Origin of the sequence: Chelatococcus sp. YT9, assembly GCF_018398315.1 — a bacterium.
GTDB lineage: Bacteria > Pseudomonadota > Alphaproteobacteria > Rhizobiales > Beijerinckiaceae > Chelatococcus.
In genome coordinates, this window is the sequence record NZ_JAHBRW010000001.1 from 2,256,248 (window position 1) to 2,282,295 (window position 26,048).

22 protein-coding genes, 1 tRNA gene and 1 pseudogene are annotated in these 26,048 nt (G+C 64.0%); 7 read left to right on the forward strand and 17 right to left on the reverse strand.

Annotated elements, in window-relative coordinates:
- Nucleotides 1–3: 3 nt before the first annotated feature.
- Nucleotides 4–861 carry an amidohydrolase family protein gene (locus KIO76_RS10265; protein ID WP_213323178.1) on the reverse strand — a complete coding sequence of 286 codons (858 nt, stop codon included), beginning with the start codon at nt 859–861 and terminating at the stop codon, nt 4–6.
- A 140-nt stretch (nt 862–1,001) separates the two neighbouring features.
- Here KIO76_RS10265 and KIO76_RS10270 point away from each other — a divergent pair, with 140 nt between their 5' ends.
- Complete coding sequence (locus tag KIO76_RS10270; protein WP_213323179.1) at nt 1,002–1,661, forward strand: TetR/AcrR family transcriptional regulator; 660 nt, start codon at nt 1,002–1,004, stop codon at nt 1,659–1,661.
- Entirely contained in the window at nt 1,658–2,572 is a 915-nt protein-coding gene (locus tag KIO76_RS10275; RefSeq protein WP_213323180.1) for an FAS1-like dehydratase domain-containing protein, read from the forward strand. Before KIO76_RS10270 ends, KIO76_RS10275 begins: the two co-directional genes overlap by 4 nt.
- Before the next feature lie 26 nt (nt 2,573–2,598).
- On the opposite strand, the gene KIO76_RS10280 is transcribed toward KIO76_RS10275, so the two are convergent.
- The 14 genes and pseudogenes from KIO76_RS10280 to KIO76_RS10340 all read right to left on the reverse strand — a co-directional run bounded on the left by KIO76_RS10280 (nt 2,599) and on the right by KIO76_RS10340 (nt 18,520).
- Nucleotides 2,599–3,480, reverse strand: coding sequence for an HpcH/HpaI aldolase/citrate lyase family protein (locus KIO76_RS10280; protein ID WP_213323181.1), 882 nt, complete (start codon nt 3,478–3,480; stop codon nt 2,599–2,601).
- A gap of 9 nt (nt 3,481–3,489) precedes the next feature.
- On the reverse strand, nt 3,490–3,990 hold the full coding sequence (locus KIO76_RS10285) for a MaoC family dehydratase (protein WP_213323182.1): 501 nt from the start codon (nt 3,988–3,990) through the stop codon (nt 3,490–3,492).
- Nucleotides 3,991–4,054: 64 nt separating this feature from the next.
- A complete protein-coding gene (locus KIO76_RS10290) occupies nt 4,055–6,052 on the reverse strand; it encodes an acetyl/propionyl/methylcrotonyl-CoA carboxylase subunit alpha (protein WP_213323183.1) in 1,998 nt (665 codons plus the stop codon).
- A 15-nt stretch (nt 6,053–6,067) separates the two neighbouring features.
- Nucleotides 6,068–7,675 (reverse strand): carboxyl transferase domain-containing protein, encoded by a 1,608-nt coding sequence (locus tag KIO76_RS10295; RefSeq protein WP_213323184.1) that lies wholly within the window; start codon nt 7,673–7,675, stop codon nt 6,068–6,070.
- Nucleotides 7,676–7,919: 244 nt separating this feature from the next.
- Nucleotides 7,920–8,804, reverse strand: coding sequence for an HTD2 family dehydratase (locus KIO76_RS10300; protein ID WP_213323186.1), 885 nt, complete (start codon nt 8,802–8,804; stop codon nt 7,920–7,922).
- Nucleotides 8,801–9,952 carry a CaiB/BaiF CoA transferase family protein gene (locus KIO76_RS10305; protein ID WP_213323187.1) on the reverse strand — a complete coding sequence of 384 codons (1,152 nt, stop codon included), beginning with the start codon at nt 9,950–9,952 and terminating at the stop codon, nt 8,801–8,803. The genes KIO76_RS10300 and KIO76_RS10305 overlap by 4 nt, the downstream gene beginning before the upstream one ends.
- A gap of 10 nt (nt 9,953–9,962) precedes the next feature.
- Nucleotides 9,963–11,135 carry an acyl-CoA dehydrogenase family protein gene (locus KIO76_RS10310; RefSeq protein WP_502761848.1) on the reverse strand — a complete coding sequence of 391 codons (1,173 nt, stop codon included), beginning with the start codon at nt 11,133–11,135 and terminating at the stop codon, nt 9,963–9,965.
- Nucleotides 11,136–11,241: 106 nt separating this feature from the next.
- Nucleotides 11,242–12,174: a LysR family transcriptional regulator gene (locus KIO76_RS10315; RefSeq protein WP_213323188.1), complete on the reverse strand. Its 933-nt coding sequence runs from the start codon at nt 12,172–12,174 to the stop codon at nt 11,242–11,244.
- Between the two features lie 105 nt (nt 12,175–12,279).
- A complete protein-coding gene (locus KIO76_RS10320; RefSeq protein WP_213323189.1) occupies nt 12,280–13,953 on the reverse strand; it encodes an ABC transporter permease in 1,674 nt (557 codons plus the stop codon).
- A 6-nt stretch (nt 13,954–13,959) separates the two neighbouring features.
- A complete protein-coding gene (locus tag KIO76_RS10325) occupies nt 13,960–14,913 on the reverse strand; it encodes an ABC transporter substrate-binding protein (RefSeq protein ID WP_213323190.1) in 954 nt (317 codons plus the stop codon).
- Nucleotides 14,910–16,040 (reverse strand): ABC transporter ATP-binding protein, encoded by a 1,131-nt coding sequence (locus KIO76_RS10330; RefSeq protein WP_291977075.1) that lies wholly within the window; start codon nt 16,038–16,040, stop codon nt 14,910–14,912. Before KIO76_RS10330 ends, KIO76_RS10325 begins: the two co-directional genes overlap by 4 nt.
- Nucleotides 16,041–16,448: 408 nt before the next feature.
- On the reverse strand, nt 16,449–17,348 hold the full coding sequence (ppk2, locus tag KIO76_RS10335; RefSeq protein WP_213323191.1) for a polyphosphate kinase 2: 900 nt from the start codon (nt 17,346–17,348) through the stop codon (nt 16,449–16,451).
- Nucleotides 17,349–17,372: 24 nt separating this feature from the next.
- A pseudogene (locus tag KIO76_RS30925) lies at nt 17,373–17,552 on the reverse strand (hypothetical protein); the annotation flags it as partial.
- A 164-nt stretch (nt 17,553–17,716) separates the two neighbouring features.
- Nucleotides 17,717–18,520, reverse strand: coding sequence for an AraC family transcriptional regulator (locus tag KIO76_RS10340; RefSeq protein WP_213323193.1), 804 nt, complete (start codon nt 18,518–18,520; stop codon nt 17,717–17,719).
- A gap of 373 nt (nt 18,521–18,893) precedes the next feature.
- Here KIO76_RS10340 and KIO76_RS10345 point away from each other — a divergent pair, with 373 nt between their 5' ends.
- Nucleotides 18,894–20,126, forward strand: a complete 1,233-nt coding sequence (locus KIO76_RS10345) for an MFS transporter (protein ID WP_213323195.1) — start codon at nt 18,894–18,896, stop codon at nt 20,124–20,126.
- Between the two features lie 173 nt (nt 20,127–20,299).
- Here KIO76_RS10345 and KIO76_RS10350 read toward each other — a convergent pair.
- Together KIO76_RS10350 and KIO76_RS10355 are read right to left on the reverse strand one after the other, a co-directional pair.
- A tRNA-Gly gene (locus KIO76_RS10350) sits at nt 20,300–20,374 on the reverse strand.
- A 145-nt stretch (nt 20,375–20,519) separates the two neighbouring features.
- Nucleotides 20,520–21,350: an inositol monophosphatase family protein gene (locus tag KIO76_RS10355; RefSeq protein ID WP_213323196.1), complete on the reverse strand. Its 831-nt coding sequence runs from the start codon at nt 21,348–21,350 to the stop codon at nt 20,520–20,522.
- Between the two features lie 321 nt (nt 21,351–21,671).
- Between KIO76_RS10355 and KIO76_RS10360 the strand changes: the two genes are divergently transcribed.
- The 4 genes from KIO76_RS10360 (at nt 21,672) to KIO76_RS31585 (ending at nt 25,924) form a co-directional block, all read left to right on the forward strand.
- Entirely contained in the window at nt 21,672–22,127 is a 456-nt protein-coding gene (locus KIO76_RS10360; RefSeq protein ID WP_213323198.1) for a RidA family protein, read from the forward strand.
- Nucleotides 22,128–22,612: 485 nt separating this feature from the next.
- Complete coding sequence (locus KIO76_RS10365; RefSeq protein WP_213323199.1) at nt 22,613–23,797, forward strand: DegT/DnrJ/EryC1/StrS family aminotransferase; 1,185 nt, start codon at nt 22,613–22,615, stop codon at nt 23,795–23,797.
- Between the two features lie 66 nt (nt 23,798–23,863).
- The gene (locus tag KIO76_RS10370; RefSeq protein WP_213323200.1) at nt 23,864–24,904 is read left to right on the forward strand and encodes a Gfo/Idh/MocA family protein; all 1,041 of its coding nucleotides are present in this window, start codon (nt 23,864–23,866) and stop codon (nt 24,902–24,904) included.
- Nucleotides 24,905–24,907: 3 nt separating this feature from the next.
- On the forward strand, nt 24,908–25,924 hold the full coding sequence (locus KIO76_RS31585; RefSeq protein WP_213323201.1) for a Gfo/Idh/MocA family protein: 1,017 nt from the start codon (nt 24,908–24,910) through the stop codon (nt 25,922–25,924).
- The last annotated feature ends 124 nt before the right edge of the window (nt 25,925–26,048 follow it).

A 26,048-nucleotide genomic window follows, 5' to 3' on the forward strand; every position in this document is an offset into this window, starting at 1 on the left:
GGCTCAGGATTCCTGTGGAAGACCGAGGACGCGCAGGAGGTTGTCACGCAGGAAAAGGCGCTCGGTTGCTTCGTCGAGGCCCAATTGTTCGAACTTCTCGAAGTAACGATCATAGCCGATGTAAGGCCAGTTCGTACCGAAGATCACCTTGCGCTTGCCGCGTGTCTTGAGGAACTGCACGACACTGTCCGGCCAGTGATCGGGCGCATGGGCGCAGGTGCTGAGATAGACGTTGGGATGCTTGAGCGCCATGGCGATCATCTCGGTCTCCCATGGCCAGCCGATATGGCCGCCGATGAGCTTCAGCCGGGGAAAATCAAGCGCGATGCGGTCGAGATGAATGGGCCGGCCGGGCTCGGAGGGCATCAGGCCGGCGGTGTGACCAACCTGCAGCCAGACCGCGATGTCGAGCTCGCAGCACTTGGCATAGATCGGGTAAAAGCGCCGGTCATCCGGATTGAGATCAGCCGCGTAGGGCAGCATCCGCACGAAGCGGAAGCCGTGGTCTCGGGCGCAGCGGTCGATCTCCTCAAGCGATTCCATGATGTCGCGCGTCGGGTCGATGCCGACGCCCGGAATGACGCGTCCGGGCATCGCCTTGGTCAGTCCAACCACCCAGTCGTTCTCGACATGGAGGTCCCGGGTCTTGCGCGCGTCATAGCCGCTGACGAGGATGCGCTCGATGTTGTGTCGGTCCATCTCCGCGGCCATCTCTTCGAGCGGGATGCCATCATTGATGACCTCGGGGCGCTTGAAGATATGCTCGAAGATGTGGCGATACTCGGGAAGCCTGCCATAGCGATGCGCGATCTCCCGTGGCATCGGCCGCACGCTGACGTCGATTGCTGGCGTCCTTGGCATCAGCTCCTCCTGCTTGAGTTTGGCGACCTTGAACATCATGGAGAGAGCGGTCGCTCTGTCTGGAATGATGTCGCACAGAGCGGTCGCTCTGGTCAAGGCCCTCGTTTTCATATACTGACCATTGCAGATATGAGGTTTTCATGACGCGCAACAAATCCGAGATGCCACGCCGTGAGGAGTTTCTTACGGCTGCGCTCAACCGGTTCGCCAAGTTCGGTTATATGGGCACGTCGACGCGCGATATCTGTGCCGAGGTCGGCCTCGTCCATTCCGCGATCTACAATTACTTTCCGTCGAAAGAAGCTGTCGTCCTCGCGATTGAAGAGCGAGAGATGAAAGCCATGCTCGACGGGCTCGGCGCGGTCATCGAAGCGCCCGGGCAGGACGCGCGCGAGCGGCTGACGGCAACTGTGCGCTACGTGTTCGACCGGTCGATCGTGCGGCGCAATGCCTGGCGTCTCATGGCGGACATGATCCGGTCTCTGAAGCCACGTGCCCGCAATGCGGTGATCGAGCGGCGCGACCGTTTTGAGACCATGGTGCGCAATGTGCTGGTGGAAGCCGTCGAAGCCGGGATCTTGCCTCCGCAGGATACGCGCCTCGCAAGCCTCACGCTATTCGGCATGGCGGAAGGCATGTCGGGCTGGTTCCGCAAGAACGGGCCCAACAGCATGGAGGAAGTGGTTGATCATGCGACCTCGTTCTTTCTGAACGGGGTCGGCGCCAAGGCTGCTGAAATGACGAAGCCGGTGGAGAAACCGGTGCGGAAGAAGCGCAGCAAGGCTGATGCGGCGGCATGAGTAATCGAGGTGAAGTCGCGCCGACCAGCTCTGGGGAGCCCTCGCTGGCGCAATCCATCGCGCTGCAGATCGGTCGTGTTTTCCGGGCGCATACGATTGAGGTGACTGCTGACGCCATTGTGGCCTATGCCCGTGCGATCGGCGAGACCGACCCGATCTATGAGCTTTCAGCGCCGCAGCGATCAGGAGATGCGGCCCTGCCTGCGCCGCCGACTTTCCTGTTCACGCTGAGCATCGCCAAGCCTCGGCCCTTCGATGTCTATGAGGAGCTCGGCATCGACCAGACCCGCATTCTGCACGCCGAACAATTCTTTCGCTTTGAGAGGCTCATCGTTGCGGGACAACGCCTGACGTTCACGCCGCGCCTGACCGGAGTTAGTGAAAAGCAGCACGGCAGCTTGTTATTTGTGACGACCACAACGGCGGTTGCCGACGAGACCGGTCAGCGAGTTGCCGAACTTGGCACCGTCATCGCCATCCGACAAAGCGGGGGTGGCGGGCAGCCGCGCCCCGCTAACCATAATCCCGTGGTCTTGCCACCCAGCGCCAGACCAGTCATTGCCATGCCGCCGGTTACGCCCGAAACGCTGGTCCGCTTTGCGGCGGCCTCGGGCGACTGCAATCCCATCCATCTCGACAGCGGTGCAGCGCGGGCGGCCGGGCTGGATGATGTTATTGCCCATGGCATGCTCATTGCCGCCTATGCTGGGCGTGCCATCGGGCAGTGGTTTCCACGGCGCCGCATCGCCCAATTCGCAACGCGCTTCACGGGGATGACGCGGCTCGGCGATGTCATCAGTCTGTCGGCTGAGGCTGAGGACAAGGCGCCGGAGCCTCGATCCTTCATCATCGCGGCTCATGACCAATTTTGGGACCTGAAACTGCGGTCACGGGTCGATTTCGCCGCTTGAACCGATAGGTCGGTGCAGCGCGGCGGCTAACCCCGTGCTGATGATCCAAGCCGCGCCAACACGCGCTCGGCGCGTAACAGATGGGGGCGATCGAGCATCTCTCCGTCGACGCCCACGACACCTGCGTCAGGATTGGCGCGGAACGCCGCGATGACGGCACGCGCACGAGCCACCGCGTCCTCGGAGGGGGTGAAGGCCGCATTGATCACCGGGACCTGGGCCGGGTGGATCGCCATCTTGGCGACGAACCCGTCACGACATCCTTCACGGCATTCGGCGGCCAGGCCATCAAGGTCCCTGAAATTGGTGTAGACAGCGTCGACGGCATTGACCGAGGCGGCTGCCGCGGCGAGCAAGGTGAGCGAGCGCGTGAGGCGGTACGGCTCTGTATAAGCGCCGCTCGCGTCACGGTTGGTCTCGGCGCCGACGTCGGCGGACAGGTCCTCGCCACCCCATGTCAGCCCCATCAGGCGCTCGCTCGCGTCGGCAAAGGTTCCGAGCGCGAAGATCCCGCGGGCGCTCTCCGCGGCAAGGGCGAGCACGCGCGTCGCGCCGTCACCGGTGCCGGCCTTCGCCTCCCATACGGCGAGCTTGGTGCCGAGCCGTGCCACATCCGGCCCGCCACAGGCCTTAGGCAGCACGATGCCGTCGGGGCGGGCCAGCATGACGCCTGCGAGATCGTCATCGACCATGCCGGTGTCGAAGCCATTCACCCTGACGTAGAGAAGGGGCCGGTCCGCCTTCTCCTTGGTTGCCGCAATGAAATCGGCCGTAATCCGCCGCGCGTCAGCCTTCGCTCCTGGCGCGACCGCATCTTCGAGGTCCAGGATGAGCGCATCGGCGCCGGTCGTCAGCCCCTTTTCGAGCTTGCGCGGGGAATCGCCGGGAACGAAAAGCAGGGATCTCATTTGGCCATCCTAAACCGTTGTGCTGCGCTTCAGCATGAAGGCTTGCCGCATGCATTGGGCGACGAGTGTGCCATCCTGCTTGTAGGCGCGATGAATGAATTCGACGATGCCAGCATCCGGCCGCGAGCGCGATTCGCGTTTTGAGGCGATCTCGGTCGTCACGTTGACGGTCTCACCCTCAAAGAGGGGAGCGGGGAACTTGATGTCCGTCATTCCGAGATTGGCGATGAGCGTGCCCATGGTCGTGTCGTTGACGGAAATGCCGATCATGAGGCCGAGTGTGAAGAGCGAATTCATCAGCGGGCGGCCCCATTCCGTCTCCGTCGCGCAGAAATGCGCGTCGATATGGAGCGGCTGGGGATTGAGCGTCATGTTGGAGAACAACATGTTGTCCATCTGCGTCACCGTCCGCGTCAGGCGGTGGCTGATAACGGCGCCCACGGTGAAGTCCTCGAAGTAGAGCCCTCCACGCGGATGCAGCTCGTGGCGTTCCGGCTGCGGGTCAGGCATCGCTTTGCTCCAGGGATCGGCGCTCATGGTAATTAGGGCTCATGGAATCCAGGTCTCATCAAGATCAACTCCCCAGCGGATCGAGCTGGATCAGGGTTGCGCCTTCAGCCACCTGCTCACCGGGTGCCGCATTGATCGCGGTAACCGTGCCGTCGAAAGCCGATGTCAGGACATGTTCCATCTTCATCGCCTCGACAACAGCCAGCCGCTGACCCTTCTTCACCGTATCGCCGAGCGCGACGAACACCGCCACAAGCTTGCCGTGCATGGGCGCGGCAATACCGCTTCCAGCCGTGAGGTGGTCGAGGTCCACGGAGAATGGATCGTGAAGGCCGACACGTGTCTGCCGCGCGTCATGGATGACGAGCACGCCATCGGGGGTCACTGCCAGCGCCGTCCCGCCATTGCCCGCGTCGCCTGACCGAGTCGTTCCGTTTGCCCAGTGCACCGCGATGGCCGACGTTTGATCCGACTGGCATAGCCATTCGATGCCGATGTCATCGATACGCTCCCCATCAACCGTGACGGACAATCCCTGACGGCGTGTCCCCATCAGCTGGAAGGCGTCCCGCGTGTCCCAGGGGGAGAACGCTTCTGAGCCGGGTTTGCGCGCCGTGTCGTCGTGGTGATCCGCGAGGAGGGCGAGCACGCCGCGACGCACAGCTTCCGCATCGATGGGTCGCGGCACGGCTCCGAGGCTGTCCAGGTTGCGCTCGATGAAGCCAGTGTCGAATTGGCCCGCTCGAAAGGCGGGCGCCTCGCAGAGCTTCTTCAGGAACGCTATATTGGTCCGCGGGCCCGCGATGACTGAACGCCCAAGCGCGCCGGCGAGGCGATCGAGCGCCTCTTCACGCGTCGCACCATGAGCGATGACCTTCGCTATCATCGGATCGTAGAATGGCGAGACTTCGTCGCCCGCCTCCACGCCCGTGTCCACCCTGAGGTCCGCGTCAGTCGGGAACTGCAGCGCCCAAAGATGGCCGGTCGACGGCAGAAAGCCCTTTTCGGGGTCCTCCGCATAGATCCGCGCCTCCACCGCGTGACCGTCGATCCTAAGGCCTCCCTGGTCGAACGGCAGCACCTCGCCCGCCGCCACACGCAGTTGGAGTTCGACGAGATCTAGTCCGGTGATCGCCTCTGTGACGGGATGCTCCACCTGCAGGCGCGTGTTCATCTCCATGAAGTAGAAGCGGTCTGATCGCAGGCCTTCACTGGCGTCGACGATGAACTCGACCGTGCCGGCGCCGACATAGCCTACGGCGCGCGCCGCCTGCACGGCCGCGTCTCCCATGGCCTGGCGCATCGCCGCGGGCATGCCGGGCGCCGGTGCCTCCTCGATGACCTTCTGGTGGCGCCGCTGCAGCGAGCAGTCACGCTCGAACAGGTGCACGACGTGATCGTGGGCATCGGCGAACACCTGGATCTCGATATGGCGCGGCGCGAGGATGTATTTCTCGATCAGCACTCGGGGATCGCCGAAGGCGCCAGCCGCCTCGCGTTGGGCGCTCTCCAGTGCGCCCGCGAAATCGGCTGGATCATCGACACGCTTCATGCCCTTGCCACCGCCGCCGGCGACAGCCTTGATGAGCACGGGATAGCCGATTTCCATTGCTTTCTCGGCCAGAAAGTCCGGCTCCTGGCGCTCACCGTGATAGCCGGGCACGATCGGGACGCCCGCTGCGGCCACCAGGGCCTTGGCGGCATCCTTGAGGCCCATCGCCCGGATGGCAGAGGCTGGCGGCCCAACGAATGTCAGGCCAGCCGCCGCGCAGGCTTCCGCGAACTCGGCCCGCTCCGACAGGAAGCCGTAGCCGGGGTGGACAAATATTGCGCCGCTGCGCCCCGCGACATCGATGATGGCGCCGATATTGAGATAGCTCTCGCGGGCGGGCGCCGGGCCGATGCAATGGGCCTCGTCGGCCATGCGCACGAACAGTGCCTCGGCGTCAGCCTCCGAATAGACGGCGATGGTCCGCAGGCCCATGCGCCTTGCGGTGCGAATGATGCGGCAGGCGATCTCGCCGCGATTAGCGATGAGGACAGCGGCGTTCGTCATGATCATGGGGCTCGTCAAAGGCTACATCCTCAAAACGCCGAACCGGGTGGCCGGAATGGGCGCGTTCAGCGTTGCGGAGAACGCAAGCCCCAGCACCCGCCGCGTTTCCGACGGCAGTATGATGCCGTCGTCCCATAACCGCGCCGTCGCATAATAGGGGTTGCCCTCCTCTTCGTAGCGGTCGCGGATGGGCGCCTTGAACGCCTCCTCCTCGGCGGCACTCCAGGTCTTGCCGTCCGCCTCGATATTGTCACGCCGCACGGTGGCGAGCACGCTCGCGGCCTGCTCGCCGCCCATGACGGAGATGCGGGCATTCGGCCACATGAACAGGAAGCGCGGTGAATAGGCGCGGCCACACATGCCATAGTTGCCCGCGCCGAAGGAGCCGCCGACGATGACCGTGATCTTTGGGACCTCGGCGCAGGCGACCGCCGCCACGAGTTTCGCGCCATCCTTGGCGATGCCGCCAGCCTCATACTGCCGACCCACCATGAAGCCGGCTATGTTCTGCAGGAACAGCAGCGGAATGCGCCGCTGGCAGCAAAGCTCGATGAAATGCGCGCCCTTCAGCGCGCTCTCGGCGAAGAGGATGCCGTTGTTGGCGACGATGCCCACGGGAATGCCCCAGATGCGGGCAAAGCCCGTCACCAGCGTCGTGCCGTAAAGCCGCTTGAACTCGTCGAATTCCGAGCCATCGACGAGCCGCATGATGACATCGCGAATGTCGTACTGCTTCTTCAGATCCGTCGGCACGATGGCGTCGAGATCGTCGACGGCAAAACGCGGCTCCAGCGGCGCGGCGATGTCCATTTCCGGACGCTTCCGGCTGTTGAGATTGGCGACGATCCGGCGGACGATCGCGAGCGCATGCACGTCATCGGTCGCGTAATGGTCCGCCACACCGGATTGGCGCGCATGGACGTCGGCACCGCCGAGATCCTCGGCGGTCACCACTTCGCCGGTCGCCGCTTTCACCAACGGCGGCCCGCCGAGGAAGATCGTGCCTTGCTGGCGTACGATCACCGTTTCATCGGACATGGCCGGCACGTAAGCGCCGCCGGCCGTGCAAGAACCCATCACGCAGGCGATCTGCGGTATGCCCCGTGACGACATGGTGGCCTGGTTGTAGAAGATCCGCCCGAAGTGATCGCGATCCGGGAAAACTTCAGTCTGATGAGGCAGGTTCGCGCCGCCGGAATCGACGAGATAGATGCAGGGCAGGTTGTTCTCTCGAGCTATGTCCTGCGCGCGAAGGTGCTTCTTGATAGTCATGGGGTAGTAAGTGCCACCCTTGATCGTCGAATCGTTGCAGACGATCATGACCTCGCGCCCAGCGACACGGCCGATTCCAGTGATGATGCCCGCGCCATGAATGGCGTCGTCATAGAGACCGTGGGCTGCGAGTGCTCCAAGCTCAAGAAAGGGCGACCCGGGGTCGATGAGGCGCATGACCCTTTCGCGCGGCAGGAGCTTGCCGCGGGCGAGATGCCGCTCGCGCGCCTTCGCGGGCCCGCCTGTCGCTACGATTTCGCGTTTATTCAGGAGATCGCGCGTGAGGTCCGCCCAGGCGGCGCGATTGGCGGCTGCCGCGCTATCGTTCAACGAGGCGGGAGGATGATGCTGCGTCATGTCGTTTAGCCTTGTTCCGCCCGGTATTATTCAGATTGCGCTTGAATACGCATCATAGACAAGCTTGTGTGTTTGAGAACAACCAATGATTCCGATTGCGATTGTTTCCCGCCGGCCGCCATCACAGGCAATTTTATTGCTGGGTGGCACAGGTTTCGTGATCTTATTGATTGGTAGCGCGTCCAACGCATGAACACTCGGCAGAGGTGCCACCCGCCACAGGGTCGTGCCGAAGTTGTCAGCATTACCAGACGGCCTTCGCCTCCATGGTTGTCCGTCCATGCACGTCGGCTGTCCACAGGCGCAAGCTGTCGCCGTCCGCATCACTGGCGTTCAGGGTGAAGTCGGCGCCGTCGAACAGCGGGCTCACTCCCCGGAAGTCGAATGTCCTGGGTGAGCGGCCATCCCTGAGCGAAGCCGCGAATTCCACGAGCAGCGTCGCCTGCAGCGGGCCGTGCACCACAAGCCCCGGATAGTTCTCCTCATCGCGGGAGTATGGCTGGTCATAGTGAATACGATGTCCGTTGAAAGTCAGCGCCGAATAGCGGAACAGCAACACCGGGCTGCACGGCACCACAAGGTGCCACTGGGCTTCCGGCGGCTTTGTCGGCCATGGAGGTGTTGCCGCCCCACCGGCCTGTGCCTCGCCGCTCCGGGGAGGCTCGGCATCGCGATAGACGATGTCCTGCCGCTCACGGATCGCCAATCCCCGCGCCGTGGTGATCTCATGGTCGACCGTGACGAAGCACAGGGTGCCGGATCTGCCCTGCTTCGCTGCCACGTCGCGGATCACGGACCGACGCGTGACGATGTCGCCGGGCTTCAGCCTCTCATGGAATTCGAGCCGCCCGCCGGCCCACATGCGACGGGGCAGGGTTGTCGGCGGGAGGAAGCCGCCGCGCGCGGGATGCCCATCCGGCCCCAGTCCCGCCATCGGCGCGATGGGTGGCGCGAGGCACCAGTGCATCGCCAGGGGTACCTCGGCGCTATCCCAGGATTCGTTCGCGTCGATCGCGATGGTTGCGAGCAGCCCGCGAACGAGGCGATCCGTCAGCACGTCCCGCGCCTCATCCGAGCGGCCAATCCAGCCGCGCAGATGCTCGATGTCGAGTTGCGCTGCCCGGGTCATGTCGCCTTTCCCCTGTGCTGTTCGGCGAATTCGGCTCGAATCGCGTCCGTGTGCTGTCCCAGCGCCGGCACGGCCCCGGGTTGAAGATCCCGCCTGGAAGGCGAGCCGACGCTCCGGAATACACCGCCGGGTATGGCTACGTCGACGCGTCTGAGGGCCGGATGGTTGGAGAGATCCGCCACCTCCGAGACATTGGACCAGGCGAGCTGATGGCGTTCGAGTTTCGCGATCATCCCTGCCTTGGTTTCAGCGGCGAAGATCGGCTTGATGATCGCGTCGAGAGCTTCACGGTTGGCGACCCGGGACGGATTGTCGGCGAAACGGCTATCCCCGGTGAGATCCTGCCGACCCAGCACGCCCGCGCAGAACCGCGCCCATTCCTGTGGGTTTTGCACCACCGCGACGATCTCGCCATCACGGCAGGCAAAGGCGCCGTAGGGATAGATCGCGGCATGGCTCAGGCCGGCGCGTGGCGTGGGCTTGGCCGCGTAGTCATGGTGCAGCAGCGGCACACTCATCAGGTCCGCCATCACGTCGAACATGGCGATCTCGATGGCCTGCCCACGTCCCGTCTCGGCCCGCTCGATCAGTGCCTCAAGGATAGCGGCATGGGCGGTCATTCCCGTCGCCACATCGGCGATGGACACACCGACCTTGGCTGGGGCGTCCGGCGTGCCGGTGACCGCGCACAGGCCGCTTTCCGCCTGTATCAGCATGTCATAGGCGCGCATGTCGCGGAAGCTCGTGTCCTGGGCGTAGCCCACGATGTCGACGGCGATCAGCCGGGGATAACGCGCGACGAGCTCCGCCGAGCCGAGGCCGAGCCGTTCGGTGGCGCCCGGGGCGAGATTCTGCACGAAGACGTCAGCCTCGGCGACAAGCCGCTCGACAAGAGCACGGTCCGCCTCATCCTTGATGTCGAGGACCGTGCTCTCCTTGCCGCGATTGAGCCAGGCGAAATAGGCGCTCGTGCCCTTCACGGTTCGGTCGTAGTGCCGCGCGGTCTCGCCGCCGGCACGCTCGATCTTGATGACGCGCGCGCCTGCATCCGCAAGGCGCACGGTGCAAGTCGGCGCCGCCACCGCCTGTTCGATGGCGACCACGAGCAGGCCCTGCAGTGGGAGGAGGGTGTCCCCGGACAATGCCATGGGCCGGTCCTCAATAGGAGCGCGGCATGCCGAGCACATGCTCGGCGATGTAGCTGAGGATGAGGTTGGTCGAGATCGGCGCCACTTGATAGAGCCGCGTTTCCCTGAACTTGCGCTCGACGTCGTATTCCTCGGCAAAGGCAAAACCGCCGTGGGTCTGGACACAGGCCTCAGCCGCGGCCCAGGACGCGTCGGCGGCCAGCATCTTGGCCATGTTGGCTTCGGCGCCGCAATCCTTGCCCGCCTCGAAGAGTTCGGCCGCCCGGTGAACCATGAGTTCAGCCGCCCGCATCTGCGCATAGGCCTTCGCGAGGGGAAACTGGATGCCCTGATTCTGGCCGATCGGCCGTCCGAACACCACCCGCTGATTGGCATAGGCAGTGGCTTTCTCAAGGAACCACTTGGCATCACCTATACATTCCGAGGCGATGAGAATGCGCTCGGCGTTCATCCCCGAGAGAATATAGCGGAACCCTTTGCCTTCCTCGCCGATGAGATTCTCAGCGGGGATGCGGACATTGTCGAAGAACACTTCCGTCGTCGAGTGATTCATCATCGCGCGGATCGGCTGGATTGTAAGGCCGTTCGTCTTCGCCTCTCGCATGTCGAGGATGAAGACTGACAGGCCATCCGTGCGCTTGGCGACCTCGTCCCGTGGCGTGGTGCGGGCGAGCAGCAGCATGAGATCGGAATAGGCGGCGCGCGACGTCCAGACCTTCTGGCCGTTCACGACATAATGGTCCCCCCGGCGCTCGGCGAAGGTCTTGATGGAAGTGGTATCCGTGCCGCTGGTCGGCTCCGTCACGCCGAAGGCCTGCAGGCGCAGTTCACCGGCGGCGATCTTGGGCAGATAGGCGCTCTTCTGCGCGTCGTTGCCATGCCGCACCAGGGCGCCCATGATGTACATCTGGGCGTGACAGGCCGCGCCGTTGCAACCCGCACGTTGGATCTCCTCCAGAATAGCGGCCGCTGCGGAGAGCGGCAGGCCTGCGCCGCCATAGGCCTCCGGTATCAGCACCGAGAGATAGCCGGCTTCGGTCAGCTCCTGCACGAACTCTTGGGGATAGGCGTCCTCCCTGTCGAGCTTGCGCCAGTATTCGCCGGGAAACTGCTCGCAAAGCTTACGCACCGCTCCGCGGATCTCGCGGACATCTTCCGTCTCGCCCGACATCTCGAAGGTCATGCTATCCCACCCACCGCTCTGTTTGCACTCTGGATAGCAAGCCGCCGCGCAACCGTGAAACGCCGTCTCGCTATTTCAGATATGCTGATGCGGCATACTTCAGGGATTATGAATGCTCTTCCAGGATCGCTCTCCAGCGGCCGCTTTCCACTAGCGCGGCAACCTCTGACATCACCATGGCTGCGAATTGCCGGATGGCGGGCGCCGGTGGGCGGTCGATGACACTCGCCAGAACGAGGCGGCGTGTGATCTCAGGCTCGACAATCGGTCTTGCCAAGAGGGTCCCGGCCTCGACATCCGCGAAGACCGACAGGAAGGGCAGGATCGTCGCACCGAGACCACGACGGACGAGGTCTATTTGCACCGGCAGGGAATCCGCCTCCACCACCGGCTCGAAGGCATAGCCGGCCTGGGCGGCCACGCTGTCGATCAGCAGCCGCAGGCCGTGCCGGCGGCTCGGCAGCACGAGCCGCAGGTCCGCGATCTCGGCGAGTGACGCCACGGATGCTTCCACTGGCCGCGGTCCGGGCGGCTCGATCAGGAACAGTCGCTCCAGCAGCAGGGGCTGGGACCGGATCGTCGAAGGCAGCTTGTTCTCATAGAGGACGCCGAGGTCAATCGCGCCGCGCTGCAGCCAGTCCAGCACATGCCCGCTGTAGCCTGACACGACGCGCAGTTTCACGCGCGGATGCAGCCGCGAGAATTTTTCGATGAGCACGCCAGAGAGCACATCCGCGACGGTCGGTGGCATGCCGAAGGATACCTCGCCGGTAAGGACCGCTTGCTCGGACTTGATCTCCGCGCGCGCCTGTTCGATCTCGCGCAGGATCACCGTGGCGCGCGCAAACAACGCCGCGCCCTGGTCGGTCAGCTCCACGCCCCTGCCGTGCCGACGAAACAGCTGCGCGTCGACCTCGGCTTCCAGGGCCTGAATCTGGCGCGTCAGCGCGGACTGGGCGATGTGAAGTCTTTCAGCGGCGAGGCTGATGCTGCCAAGTTCCGCAACATGAACGAAGGTACGTAATTGCTTGACTTCCACCGATTTCGGTCTCGCCGCAGATGCCCGGACTATTGCCCTTCTACCTGAACTGGGCGCGCCGATCTTCAAGATGTTTGGGCGAAAGCCGCTGAGGGAGCGCCGGCCTCAAGCGGCGCGGTCGACTTTGCGCGAGAGCAGCGCGAAGGCAAGCGAGATCAAGGTGGTGATGCCGATCGTGACGGCGCTCATGGCCATGCCCAGCTGCACGGAGCCTTGGTCGAACTGGCGCCAGATGAAGGTAGCGATGGTCTGCATGCCCACCGGCGCGAGCAGGAGTGAGGCCACCAGTTCGCGTGACGCGATCGCGAAGACGATCAGCATGGCGGCAATCAGGCTTGGCGCGATGAGCGGCAATAGAACCCGCGTGAAGGTGACGATCGGCTTGGCGCCCGAGACGCGCGCGGCCATCTCGAGACTTTCGCCGACCTGGCGGAAGGCGGCATTGGCATAACGCACGGGGTAGGGCAGCAGGATGCAGCAGTAGGCCAACAACAGGATCAGGGGAGTATTGTAGGGGCTTGCCGGCCACCAGCTTTGGTTCCAGGCAAGGATCAGCCCGACCGCAACGACAACACCGGGAATTGCATTTGGCAGCACGGTCAGGGCATCGAGGACCTGCCGGCCCTTGAGCTTGGTGCGCACCACGAAATAGGCGGATGTAGCGCCGAGTACGCCGGTCGCGAGAGCGGTCGCCAAGCCGAGAAGGAGACTGTTGCGGAGCGCTTCTACGCCCCCAGAGGCGCCCTCGGTCATTGCCAGGAAGTTGTCGACCCCGAGATTGGAAAGGGCGAGACCGCCCGAGATGGTGCGCGAGAAGGCCGTCGCCAGAATGGCGAACAGCGGCACGATCGTGGACAAGAGCGTGACCAGCGCGAACAGCAGGATGACTGGCAGGGTCCAGACGCCGAGGGCGTATCGCGTGGTGTCCGCCGAACGGCCACCGACGGTTTCGTAGGACCGCGAGGACAGGAGCCGGAGCTGCAGGCCGAACGCCGAAAGGGAGAGCGCGACCAGAACAAGAGAGAGGGCCGAAGCGCCCGACAGGTCGATCGGCCAGTCGGAAACACGCGTGTCGATGGCGGTGACGAGGACGTCGAAGCCGGCGCGGGCGCCGAGTGCCGCTGGCGTACCATATTCCTCGATCGTCATCGCGAAGACGATGAGGAGGCTCGCCACGATGCCAGGCGCGGACAAGGGCAGGGTGACGCGCAGAAAGGCGCGCAAGGGCGTGGCGCCGGATACACGTGCAGCGTCGGTGAGCCGCGTGCCGATGGCACCGACCGTCCTCGACACCGCGAAATAGATGGCCGGGAACACGTTGAGCGTCATGACGATCGCGACGCCCCAGAAGGAAAACAGGAGCTTGCCGAGATCGAACCCTGCGATCTGGAAGAGATACCCGCGTGGCTGCAGCGTCATGATCCAGGCAAGCGCTGCGATATAGGGCGGGATCATGAAGGGTACGAGCAGCAGAACGTCCCACAGCGATGCGAGCGGCACCCGGAACAGGGCGCGGATGACGCCGAGCGGAACCGCAATCAGCGAGGACAGCGCGACCACCACCACGCCAAGCGTGATGGTGTTCAGCGTCAGGCCCAGGAGCTTGCTGTCGGAGAAAGCTTCGACGAGCGCGCTGAAGGGCGCTGCCAGCGAGCCCGAGCCGAGGTTGGGAAAGATGGCTTGCAGCAGCACAAAGACGAGGGGGAGCGCCACGACGACGAGCAGACCCGCCACTGTCGTTACAACAAATCCCTGGTCGGCGCGTCCCCCACTGATCACGGTTGCTTACTTCCCGCCGGTCGCGGCGTTGAAGCCCGACAGGATTTCCTTGCGCGCAGCGTAAACCTTGTCCGTGTCCACCGACAGGATCTTGAGATCGCCGACCAGCGGGCGGTCGGCTTTCACGTCGGTGCGGGCGGGCATCAGATAGACTTTGGCGACAGCAGCCTGTCCTTCATCGGACAGTACGTAGTCGATGAAAGCCTTGGCGCTTTCTGGCTGCTTCGACCAGTTGAGGATGAGCATCGGCCGCGGGGCGATGACCGTTCCGGAAGTGGGGAAGATCACCTCAATGCTCTCGTCCTTGGCGGCTCCGCCGAGCGAGATGTAATCCACCGCGCCGAACACGGCGGCCTTGGCGCCCTGCAGCACGGGCGTCAGCGCGGCGGCATTGGCACCGGCCACGACCATGCCGTTGGCGTTCAGGTTCTTGAAAAGCTGGAAGTTCTCGCCCTGGAGCGCGGCGACGAGCTCGAAGGTCGCGCCGGATTCGGCCGGATCCGGCATGGTCACGAGGTCCTTGAAAGGCGGCTTGGCAAGGTCGGCCCAATCGGTCGGGCGCGCGGTGCCGCTCTTCGGGTTCCAGGCGATGGCGAGCGCGGACACGCCCTGCGCCACGGCATCCTTCGTCTTCAGAAAGTCTGGCACTTTAGCGGCGTTCGGGCTCGTGTAGGGCAGGAGCCAGCCGCGCTTGCTGAAGTCCGTGGCCGTATCCCACGAGGCGGAGATCAGCACGTCGACGACCGGGTTGCTCGCCTCGGCCTCGATGCGCGCCATGACCTTGCCGGTCGTGCCCTGGAACACCGAGACAGGAATCTTGGTCTTGGCCGTGAACCCCTTAGCCAAGGTTTCGATGAGATTGGCGGGGCCTGCGGAATAGACCGTGATCTTGTCCTGAGCGGTGGCTGCCGTGGCGAGGCCGAGCGTGATCGCGCCGGCCAGAAATACTCTACGCATCATGGTGTTGTCTCCAGTGAAGCTGGACGGGCCGCCTCGCTCGGGAAAAAGCGCAGTCGGTCCATCGTGAGATCGAGGGCTAGGACTTCACCGATCGCGGCTCGGCTGGGGGCGATCACGGTGACGGGAAGGCCGGGTGCGTCATCTTCGCCGAGGCGAACGGTCAAGAGATAATGGTCCCCACGGAACAACGAACGCGTGACGGTGCCGGGTAGGGATTGCGGTCCAAGGACGCTGGGCACCAGCGAATCGCGGCGCAGCAGCAGCCTGCCGTTGCGTGCTCCGTGCCAACCGGCCGGAAGCCGGCCGATGGCCATGCGGGCTGCCGGGACATAGATCTCCCCCTCCCGGATCTCGACGTCGGCCATCGTGCCGAGGTGAAGGAATTCACACACATCCGGCGAAGCCGGGACATTGACGAGCTGTTCCGGCGCATCGAGTTGGATGATCTTCCCGGCGCGCATCACCGCGACGCGATCCGCCAGTCCGAAGGCTTCGGCGTGGTCGTGCGTCACATAGACCCCGCTTAATCCGAGTTCGCGTATGAGTGAGGAAATCTCGCCGACGAGTGTTTCCTTGAGGTCGCGGTCGAGATTGGAAAGAGGTTCGTCGAAGAGCACAAGGCGTGGCTCGGACACGATTGCCCGGGCGATCGAGACGCGCTGTTGCTGCCCACCGGAGAGTGATCCCGGTGAGCGGTCGGCAAAGGCGGCCAGCCCGACGCGACGCAATGCCTCGCGCGCCCGGCTGTCACGCTCCGCCCGCCCGACGCCGCGCATTTCCAGGGGAAAGCTGACGTTGCGGGCAACACTGAGGTGTGGCCACAGCGCGTAATCCTGGAACACCATGCCGAGCCCGCGCCTCTCGGGTGGCAACACTTTGCGCGCATTGGCGTCTGCGACAATCTCTCCCCCGATGCGGATGCGCCCAGCCGTCGGCGCGAGCAGGCCGGCGATGAGCTTGAGCAGCGTGGTCTTGCCGCAGCCGGACGGGCCGAGCAATGCCAGGATTTCAGCCCCCCTGACGGTGACGTTGAGGCTCTTTAGGATCGAGGCTGATCCGTAGGAAAAGGCGACGCCTTCTGCCTCGAGGGCGGGACGAGCTATTGTCCTCGGTGGAGATTGAAGCACGGTCTCGAATCGCAGTTGGCAGAATGACGGATGCCCGCGCCGGACTGGGACCGCGGCGAGTTCTTGGGTCCGCTTCTATGACGCTTGTGCGACAGTTCGACGACACTGCGGGAGCGTGCGCCGCCGTCGGTTTTATTGCCTTCGGGCTCTGATCCGTCCCGCGCCACGACGACCTGCCGACGGTGCTGCCGGAATACGGCATTTCGCTGCATCCCGGAGCAGCGTCCCCTGGCTCTAGCGCAAGCTCCGGCATGAGTCCTTGGCCACAATCGATGCGGGGCTAAACCCGAATGCAGGCTTGGCGGGGCCCCTGCGGGGCGAGCCCAAGGGTTGTGAACTCCGAGCCCGCTGTTCCGTGAGGCACGCGATCAGATCGTGTGGTTCTCGTGGCTGTGTTGCCTTCGCCGCTCAGTACAACTCCGGCACATACATTTCGGGCGGCACCGGATGCCGGAGGTAGTCGGGATTGCGCACGCGCTCGGGGAGGACGATCTCTGGCTTCGGCACGTCCTCGTACGGGATCTGGCTTAACAGATGTGCGATGAAATTGAGTCGAGCCCTTTTCTTGTCAACGGCCTGAACCACCCACCACGGCGCGTGAGGCGTATGAGTGCGTTCCAACATCTCTTCCTTGGCCCTGGTATAGTCCTCCCAATGGATCCGGCTCTCGAGATCCATTGGGGATAGCTTCCACTGCTTGAGCGGGTCCTCAATCCGCATGCGGAACCGGAATTCCTGCTCCTCGTCAGTGATCGAGAACCAGTACTTGAGCAGGATTATGCCTGAACGCGTCAGCATATGCTCGAAGTCGGGAGCGGAGCGGAAGAACTCCTCGAGTTCCTCGGGTGTGCAGAAGCCCATCACGCGCTCTACGCCCGCGCGGTTGTACCAGCTGCGGTCGAACAGAACCATTTCGCCTGCGGTGGGCAGATGCGCCACATAGCGCTGGAAATACCACTGGTGGCGTTCACGCTCGGTCGGTGCTGGAAGGGCTACCACGCGGCAGATGCGCGGGTTGAGCCGTTGCGTCACACGCTTGATCGCGCCGCCCTTGCCGGCGGAATCGCGTCCCTCGAAGAGGATCACGACCTTCAGCTTCTTGTGCTGGACCCAATCCTGCAGCCGGATGAGCTCATGCTGCAGCCGGAAGAGTTCCCGGAAATAGACCCGGCGGTCCAACACCGAGCCGGCAGGCGATATGCCTTCCGCGACGAGATCGTCGAGCCGCTCCTCTTCGAGCTGCATCTCCAGCTCTTCGTCGAAACTGTCGGCGATCTCGGCTTTGATCCGGTCCAGATCGGAAGGCATGCTATGTCCTGTTGGTGTTGAAGGTCATTTCGGGCGTCGGTATCCACGGCGCCACGTCAAGGCCTGCCGGGAGCGCAGCTGCCAAGCCGTACGCTGCGCTAGCATAAGCTCTTCATTCGTCCGAATGATGAAGGCCCGAAACCGCGAGCGCTCGGACGAAATCACGTCTGCGCCCTCGCGGTTGTGTCGAGGTCGAGCTCCATCCCGGGCCGCTCCAGCGCCATCAGGAAAGAGGGCCTATATCCCGACATCTTGCATACCGGCGGGAGCTTTAGGCTGCCAATGCTAGTCAATAATCTTTGTGCAGATCGTCTTCAAACCGATTCCGCTTATTACGCACGCTGCAGTGGCGCTGAAATTCTCTTCGCTCAAGAACTTTGCGGCATCGCACGCGTAGCATGTTTGCGCATATAGGCCTGCGGGCTCAGTCCCATTTCGATCCGGAACGCATATACGAAGGCTGAAGTTGAACTGTATCCAAGCTCCATGGCGGCTTGGGTCACGCCCATACCGCCTCCGAGCAGCTCGATCGATCTGAACAGACGCAAACGCCGCCGCCATGAGCGCAAGCTCATGCCCAGCTCTGCCTCGAATCGTCGGGCGAGCGTTCGCGGCGAAATGCGCAACTCCTGTCCCCATTCTGCGGGCGTGCGGCTGTCAGCCGGATCGAGATAGAGCGCCTCACACAGGACTGACAGCGGCTCGGTGCGGGGCCATGGGAAGGCGGTTGGCAAGGGGGGCGCCCGCCTGAGCTGGTCAAGTATCAACGCGGTGACGCGACCAGCGTAACCATCCGAGGGGTCTTGGCCTGCGATCGCCGTCGCCTCGATGATCAAAGCCTGCAGCAAGGGCGACACGCTGAATACCGTCGCCGATTCCGGCAAACCCGCGCCGGCCTCGTTCGCTATCCAGAGACTGCGGAACTCGGCGCCAAGGAGAGATCCGACGCGGTGGCGTATGCCCGTCGCCAACCAGACGGCTTGATCCGGCGAGACGACGAATGATCGCCCGTCGGCATAAACCGTCAAAACCCCCGAGACGGCATAGACCAATTGGTTCCACTGATGCGAGTGCTCGGGGAAATAGTGCCGTTCGGGAATGATCTGCGCGCGGACCGTCATCGGCGCCGGAGGCGAGGCGCTCGGTGGCGCTGTGATTGGTGTCCACGTCATGCGCAACGACCTCTAATATGGCGTGTAATCGATATAGCGTGTCACCTCATCGAGATACAGCCACACCAGCATCGGCTAAGTATGGCGACCGGGAGCCTCGGCTGCCCGCCGCTGAACGCGGATCGTCGCGAAGGAGAAGCGAGCCATTACGTCCCTCGACAACTCCAGTCCGCCTTTTTCGATCGTTTTTGCTGTCGGATGCCGTGAACGACCAATCGCATTGGGCGGGATTGCTGCCTCGCCCCCCGCTCGGACCTGGAGACATGCCGTCTGCGCTGCGCAGAAACAGGTATCTCGGGCCTGATGCGAAGCGGAACAGCAGACCAGGCCAGCGCTCTCCGCTCGATCCATCATTCCAACGTCTGAAGTCCCCATGTCACACGCTTCCGCACGCACGTCAGGCCAGCTATCCCCGGAGACGCTCTACCCCCACGCGCGGAGCAATGTCGCAAGATTGACCATCGCGCAGGCGCTTGCCGGCGCGAATGCAGTGATTGTCTATGCGACCGGGGCTATCGTCGGGGACATGCTAGCGCCTGCACCTGCGCTGGCGACGCTTCCCATTTCCATCTTCGTGGTCGGAATGGCGGCCAGCACATTGCCCGCTGGTGCCATCGCCCAGCGGCATGGACGGCGTGCTGCTTTCATGACCGGAACAGGCTGCGGCGTGCTGGCGGGGTTGCTGGCGTCGCTAGCCGTGATGTTGAGTTCGTTCTGGCTTTTCTGCACGGCGACATTCTTGGGCGGTGTCTATGCCGCCGTTGTTCTGTCCTTCCGTTTTGCGGCCGCGGACTGTGTGCCGCCTGAGCGGCGGCCGCGAGCGCTGTCTTTCGTCATGGCTGGCGGGATATTCGCCGGGGTGATCGGGCCGCAGCTCGTCACCTACACGATGTATCTCTGGATGCCCTACATGTTCGCGGCAACCTTCCTGGCGCAAGGCGCGGTGGCTGCCCTTTCGGCCTTCATTCTATTCGGAGTTCGGCTTCCCGCGCCGACTGCGGCTGACATGTCCGGCGGCCGACCGCTCGGTGTGATTGCCCGGCAACCCCGGTTCATCGCGGCTGTGATCTGCGGAGTCGTCTCTTATCTGCTGATGAACTTCCTCATGACCGCCGCCCCTCTCGCCATGCGCATGTGCGGCCTTTCACAGGAGGCGTCCAACCTCGGCCTGCAATGGCACGTCATGGCCATGTACGCTCCGAGCTTCTTCACCGGACGCCTGATAACGCGTTTCGGCGCGCCGAGCGTCGTCTCAGCTGGCCTGGCGCTGACTGGCGCGTCAGCGGCAGTCGGTCTACTGGGTGTGGATATCGCGCACTTCTGGCTGACGCTCATCCTTCTCGGCATTGGCTGGAACTTCGGGTTCGTGGGTGCGTCCGCGCTTGTGCTGGAGTGTCATCGCTCGGACGAAAAGGCCCGGGTCCAGTCGCTCAACGACTTTGCGGTATTCGGAACCATGGCAATCGGCTCCTTCCTGTCCGGCGGGCTGTTGGCCGCCTACGGCTGGAACACCGTCCTGTGGCTATCGTTTGTTCCGCTCGCGCTCGCGATCCTCGCTCTTTTTGGAACCTACGCGGCGCAACGTTCCAGTGCTGCGAGACCCTGAAGATAAGGGCGGCAGCGGGCGTGAACGATGGGGCCGGACAGAGGCGGGATGATAGGTGCGCGGAGCCTTGGCTGAGCCGCCAGCTCATCTGCCCGGTCCGGGTGGTTCATCGGGCTGAAAACAAAGGCGGCGACCCGAAGGTCGCCGTGCCAAGCCTTTGATATTTGAGAAACTGGAGCGGGCGAAGGGATTCGAACCCTCGACCCCAACCTTGGCAAGGTTGTGCTCTACCCCTGAGCTACACCCGCATCCATCTGGCGGCCGCTGCGGCGGCGCCGATGGGTGCTTCATGCCGTAAAGCCGGACGGAATGCAAGAGCCTATCGCAGAGAATTCTGAAGATGGCGATTTGTCCCCAGGCAAGCTTCGGAATGAGCTGTGCAGGCCGGGGAATTCAGCGGCCGTCGTCAAAAAGCGCGTCCTTGATGGCATTCCAACTTGCCTCGTCAGCCGCGCAGATCAGTCCTCCGCCATGCAGCGTCGGCCGATAGGCTGAGCCGTCGAAGCGCGCGGAATATCCGCCTGCCTCGCGATGAAGCAACCAGCCGGGCGCATGATCCCAGGGCATCAGCTTCGCATAGACCGCGAAGTCGCAATGGCCGCCGGCGAGGAGGCGATATTCGTGGGCAGCGCAACGGTAGCTGCTCGTCACCGCAAAGCGCGAGAGATTTGCGGTAGCCCGTGATCGTTCCGGCTCTGGCAGGTAAGCCCAGGAGACGAGGCCGTTCATATCGTGTATCGGTACGGGCGCGGCGACCCGCAGATCGACCCGGCGCCCATCGCGATGCTCCACCCAGGCGCCCTCGCCACGCAGCGCACAGGCAAAATCGTTCATGACAGGATCATGGATGATGGCCCCGACCACCTCGCCTCGCTCGATCGCCGCGACCATGACCCCGAAAAGGGGAAGGCCCGAAGCGAAGTTCTTGGTGCCATCGATGGGATCGAGAACGAAGGCGAGCTCCGCGCCACCGATGCGACCGAGCAGGCTCGGATCCGCGGCCGTACTTTCCTCGCCGACGATCACTGCAGCTGGGAAAAGCTTGTTGAGCGCAGGTGTCAACGCGCGTTCCGCCGCTTCGTCAACATCCGTCACAAGGTCATGGATTGAGGTTTTCGCACGGATGGCGCCCTCGTCCAGATTTTGGAAGCGCGGCAGGATGAGAGATTGCGAAACGTCCCGCAAGACCTCAGCGACCGAGAGCAGGTTCTGAAGTGAAAACATGGGCCAAGACCTCGGCTGCGTGGTGTTTTGTAGACACGGCGGTTGAGAATGCGTGCCAGGGGGCAAAGGGAAGTTCAAGGCTGCACGCGCCAACCCCGCCCCACCGCACCTTGCTACGCGTGTTTCTCAAGCTGTTGTGGAAGGCCTCTTGCGCCTCCTGATAGCGCCTGTCAACGCGCCATGGGAGGCACGCGCGGCTCGGGTTGCACGGAAAATATTTCAAGTTTAAATTATCAAGTTGGCATTGGGCGGGGCGTGGACCTGCCGGCATGCCGGCGATGAGCATGGCCGGCGGCGCATCGAGGGAGCGGCAAGAGGGCTATGGCGGACAAGATCAACGGACATTCCGATGTGGTTGGAACGGCTCCCGTCGCGAACGGCCCTGTGCACACAGTTCTTCAGCCCCCGGGCTGGCCGCGCCCGAAGGGTTATGCCAATGGGATGATGGCCGAAGGGCGCGTCGTGGTGACGGGCGGCATCGTGGGGTGGGACGCGGAGGGGCGTTTTCCGCAAGGTTTCGTCGCGCAAGCCCGACAAACCTTCGCCAATATCGCTGCAATCCTGGCGGAGGCGGGGGCTGGCCCCGAGCATTTGGTTCGCCTCACCTGGTATGTAACCGACATCGATGCGTATCTAGCCGACGGTCGGGCTCTCGGGGCCGCTTACCGTGAATTCTTCGGTCGCAATTTCCCCGCCATGGCGACCGTACAGGTCGTGCGACTGGTGGAGCCCGAAGCGCTCATTGAGATCGAGGCGACCGCCGTCCTTCCCTCATAGTCCGCCAACGATTCGTCCTTCGACGCTGATTATCCGATTCGCCACTCACGTTAAGGCGCGTGTAATCTCTTGAACGTCGAAATCGGGGAGCGTGAAGGGCCCTAGAGCGTCGACGTGCGGGCCCCTCGGGGTGGTGTCGCGGTCTAGAGACCGCATGCCGCTTGCCGAGCGGGACAGACCGCGCGGTTCCCTTTCCGACCCTGCGATCGGTTGCATGAGGACACCAAGCGGAGGCCAAACCAAGCGCAGTTCCGTGAAACGCGCACCGCCTCACGAGATCCCCAGCTTCTTATGAAATCCTTTTTGGCGATGGAGAAATGCGCTGGGGACACAGCGCTCCACCAACTGCGCATTTTATGCAATCGGTTTCATTGACCTTTGCTGCAGAATAGAGCGAAATAGTCCCGCCAACCCGAATGTGCAGGCTCGTCCAAGAGCGGCCGCGGGCGGTGTTCGAGGGGCGCACAGGTGGAGGGTCGGGGAAAATGGCAGAGGTATTGAAGGCCGGTGCAGCACAGCCGGCGCTCGCACGCCTGATCCCCCCTTGGCCGCCGACGCCATCGGTGGAGGTCGAGAGCCGGATCGTTGAAGTCGTGCGCTCAGGCCTGTGGGGGAGCACCCAGGGACATGTCGTGGAAGCGCTCGCCAAACGGCTGGCGGCCTTGCACGGTGTGCGCGCGGCCACCTGTTGCGCCAACGGTACCATCGCGATCGCGCTGGCGCTGAAGGCGGCGAATGTGCGCGCGGGCGACGAGGTCATCGTTCCGGCCTACACCTTTCTTGCGACGGCGAGCGCGCCTTTACTTCTCGGCGCAATTCCCGTCTTCGCCGAGATCGATCCGACCACCTTGATGATTGATCCCGACGATGTGCAGAGGAAGGTGAGTCCAAAGACGCGTGCCGTCATTCCTGTACATCTCGCCGGGGCGGTCGCCGAGGCTCATGCCATCAGGCAAAAGCTTGCAGGATCGCGCATCGTCGTGATCGAGGATGCCGCGCAGGCGATCGACGCCGCCCATGTCGACGGCCGCGTCGGCACTCTCGGCGACATGGCGACCCTGAGCTTCCAGACCAGCAAAAACGTCGCGGCGGGCGAGGGCGGGGCGGTCCTGACCGACAATGCCGAGTTCGGTGACATCCTTTGGTCGCTGCACAACGCCGGCCGCAGCCGTGGCGGCGGCTGGTATCAGCACGACCGCGTCGGCTGGAACCTGCGCATGACCGAGATGCAGGGCGTATTGGCCGACTCGATGCTCGACACGCTGGCTGATATGGACGCGGCGCGTGCTGCAGGCTGGAAGAGTCTCGCAGGCTTGGCCGAAGCGGAAGGCCTTCCGGTCCAGGTGGTGGAGCCTGTGCGTACCATCCGGCACGCGCGTCATCTGATGCCCTGGCAACTCGCGACCGCCCGTCGTGACAAGGCATTGCGCGATGCTGTGGTAGCCGCGTTGCAGGAGGCGGGCATTCCGGCAAGTGCCGGCTATCCGCCGATCAATCGCATGCCGGCTATACGGGCCGAGGTCGCCGCGCTCGGTGGCCGGCCGGTGGATGACCTGCCGGTTACGGAAGAGGCGGCAGCGCAAAGCTGGTGGCTCCCACAGAACGTCCTGCTCGCGAATGAAGAGGTGCATGCGGCCGTCATCGCTGCCATGGCCAAGGCGCTTGGATAAAAGGCACTGGGGTGAGAAGCCCGGGTCCCGATGGGAAGAACTCTGGGTTGAATGGAAGGGCTACGGATGCCGGATCTCAAGGTTGGATTGATCGGGCCAGGCGCGATTGGTCAGACACATGCGCGCGCCATCGCGGAGATCGAGAGCCTGCGGCTTGCGGCCGTGGCGGGTGGCGCGCCGGAGGACGCGGCCGTGCTGGCCGGTGGCGACGCGGCTCGATGGTTCGCGACGGCGGAGGAGATGATCGATGCCGCCGATCTCGATATCGTTGTCATCGCGACGCCGAGCGGCGCGCATTACGCGCCGGCAGCCCAGGCCATCGCGAATGGGCGGCATGTGCTCGTCGAGAAGCCGCTGTGCGTTGACTGGGACGAGGCGGCGCGGCTCGTCGTGCAGGGTGAGCAGGCCGGGCTCACCTGCGGTGTCGTTTCGCAGCGGCGCTTGGAGCCGCAACATGTTTATATCCACGATGCGCTACGCGCGGGGCGTCTTGGAGCTCCCCGGCTGATCGAGGCGGATGTGCATTGGTGGCGCTCACCGGAGTATTACCGGGAAAAGCCATGGCGCGCTGAGGTTAGTCATGGCGGTGGTTCCCTGTTCAACCAGGGCGTTCACAGCCTTGACCTGATGCTTTGGCTGTTTGGTCCTGTGGTTCGCGTGCAAGGCATCGCGACGACGTTGGGTCATGACTTGCCTATCGAGGACACGACGGCGGCGATTCTCACCTTCGCCAGTGGCGCCATCGGTACGCTCGTCACCACGACGGCGACGCCGCCGGGCCATCCCGCCGGCCTGCGGATGTTCACGGATCGAGGGGCCTTCACGGTGGAGCACGCAAGTGTCGTGCGCTGGGATTTCCCCGACGTGCCGGCGCCCGGTGCAAGCTCCGGGATTGCGAGCGGCGCGGCCAATCCGGGCGACATCGGCATCGCGGGCCATGTGCAGCAATGGCAGGATTTCATCGCTGCCATAGACGAGCGGCGCGCGCCGGCCGTGAGTTTCCGCGACGGTTTCGAGGCCGTGCGGGTGGCGAGCGCGATCTACCGCTCGTCCGAGGAAGGCCGCGCGGTTGAGATTGCAGAGTTTCCCGTCGGCGGGGAGGAGTAAGCCGTGGCAGGGCGTATTGAGATCGCGGTGATCGGCGCGGCGCATCAGCACGTGGACTATGTGCTCGATGAGGTTGCGAGGCGTGATGACGTCGGCATCGTTGCCGTGGTGGAGCATGATCCAGCGCGCCGCGCGACCCTGGAGCAGCGCACCGGGGCGCCCGGCTATGCAGAGGTGGAGACGATGCTCGAGCGGCATCGCATAGACGCGGCATCCGTTGTGACCGAGTTCGGCGCGCGCGCCGGCATCGTCACGACTCTCGCTCAGCGCGGGATTTTCGCCATCGTCGACAAGCCGCTGGCGGTCACGCGGGCCGGCCTGGACGCGCTGGAGGCAGCGCTCGACGGCCGGCCGCTTGTCGCCTTGATGCTGGAGAAGCGCTTCTATCCGGTAACGCTGGCGCTGCGCGGCCTCGTCGCCGATGGCGTTATCGGCGAGATCGTCACGATTCATGCGACCGGTCCGCACAAGTTCTACGCCGCGCGGCGGCCGGGCTGGATGTTCGACGCGGACCAATACGGCGGCATCCTCGCCGACTTGACCGTGCACGATATCGATCTTGCCTTATGGCTCATCGGCGGCACGCGCGGGACAGTTGCCGGCTGGGTATCGGCGATCGACGCGCCGGGTGTCGGCGTCCTTCCGGGCAAACGGAGTTTTCCCGGCGCCGGGCGCGCGATCCTCACCGTTGAAGGAGGACCGCAGGTCGCAGTAGAGGTCGACTGGTTGCAGCCCGAGGCCTCGCCCCGTCATGGCGACTACGCCATGCGCATCACCGGCACCCGGGGGCGGGCGGATGTCTTGTTCGCCGAGGACAAGCTGCTGGTCGAAACCCATGACACGCCGTTGCGCGAGTGGCCATTGCCGCCCGGCGAACCGCCGGCGCGCTTCGCGCTCGACCATCTGGCGAGGGGCGAGCCGCTCGCGGTGCCGACGCCGGACGCTCTGCGCGCCACGCGCATCGCAATCCTCGCCCAGGAGAGCGCGGCTGCCGGGGGCAGGGCGCTGGAGTGGGCGTGAATGTGGCGGTTTGCGCGATCTCACTGAGCGAGCCGAGACGTCTCCGCCCTCCCGGGGTGTCATCAAGTCAGTCACGCCGCGCCGATCCCTCTCCTCAGGGGAGGGTGGCGCCGCAGGCGCCGGG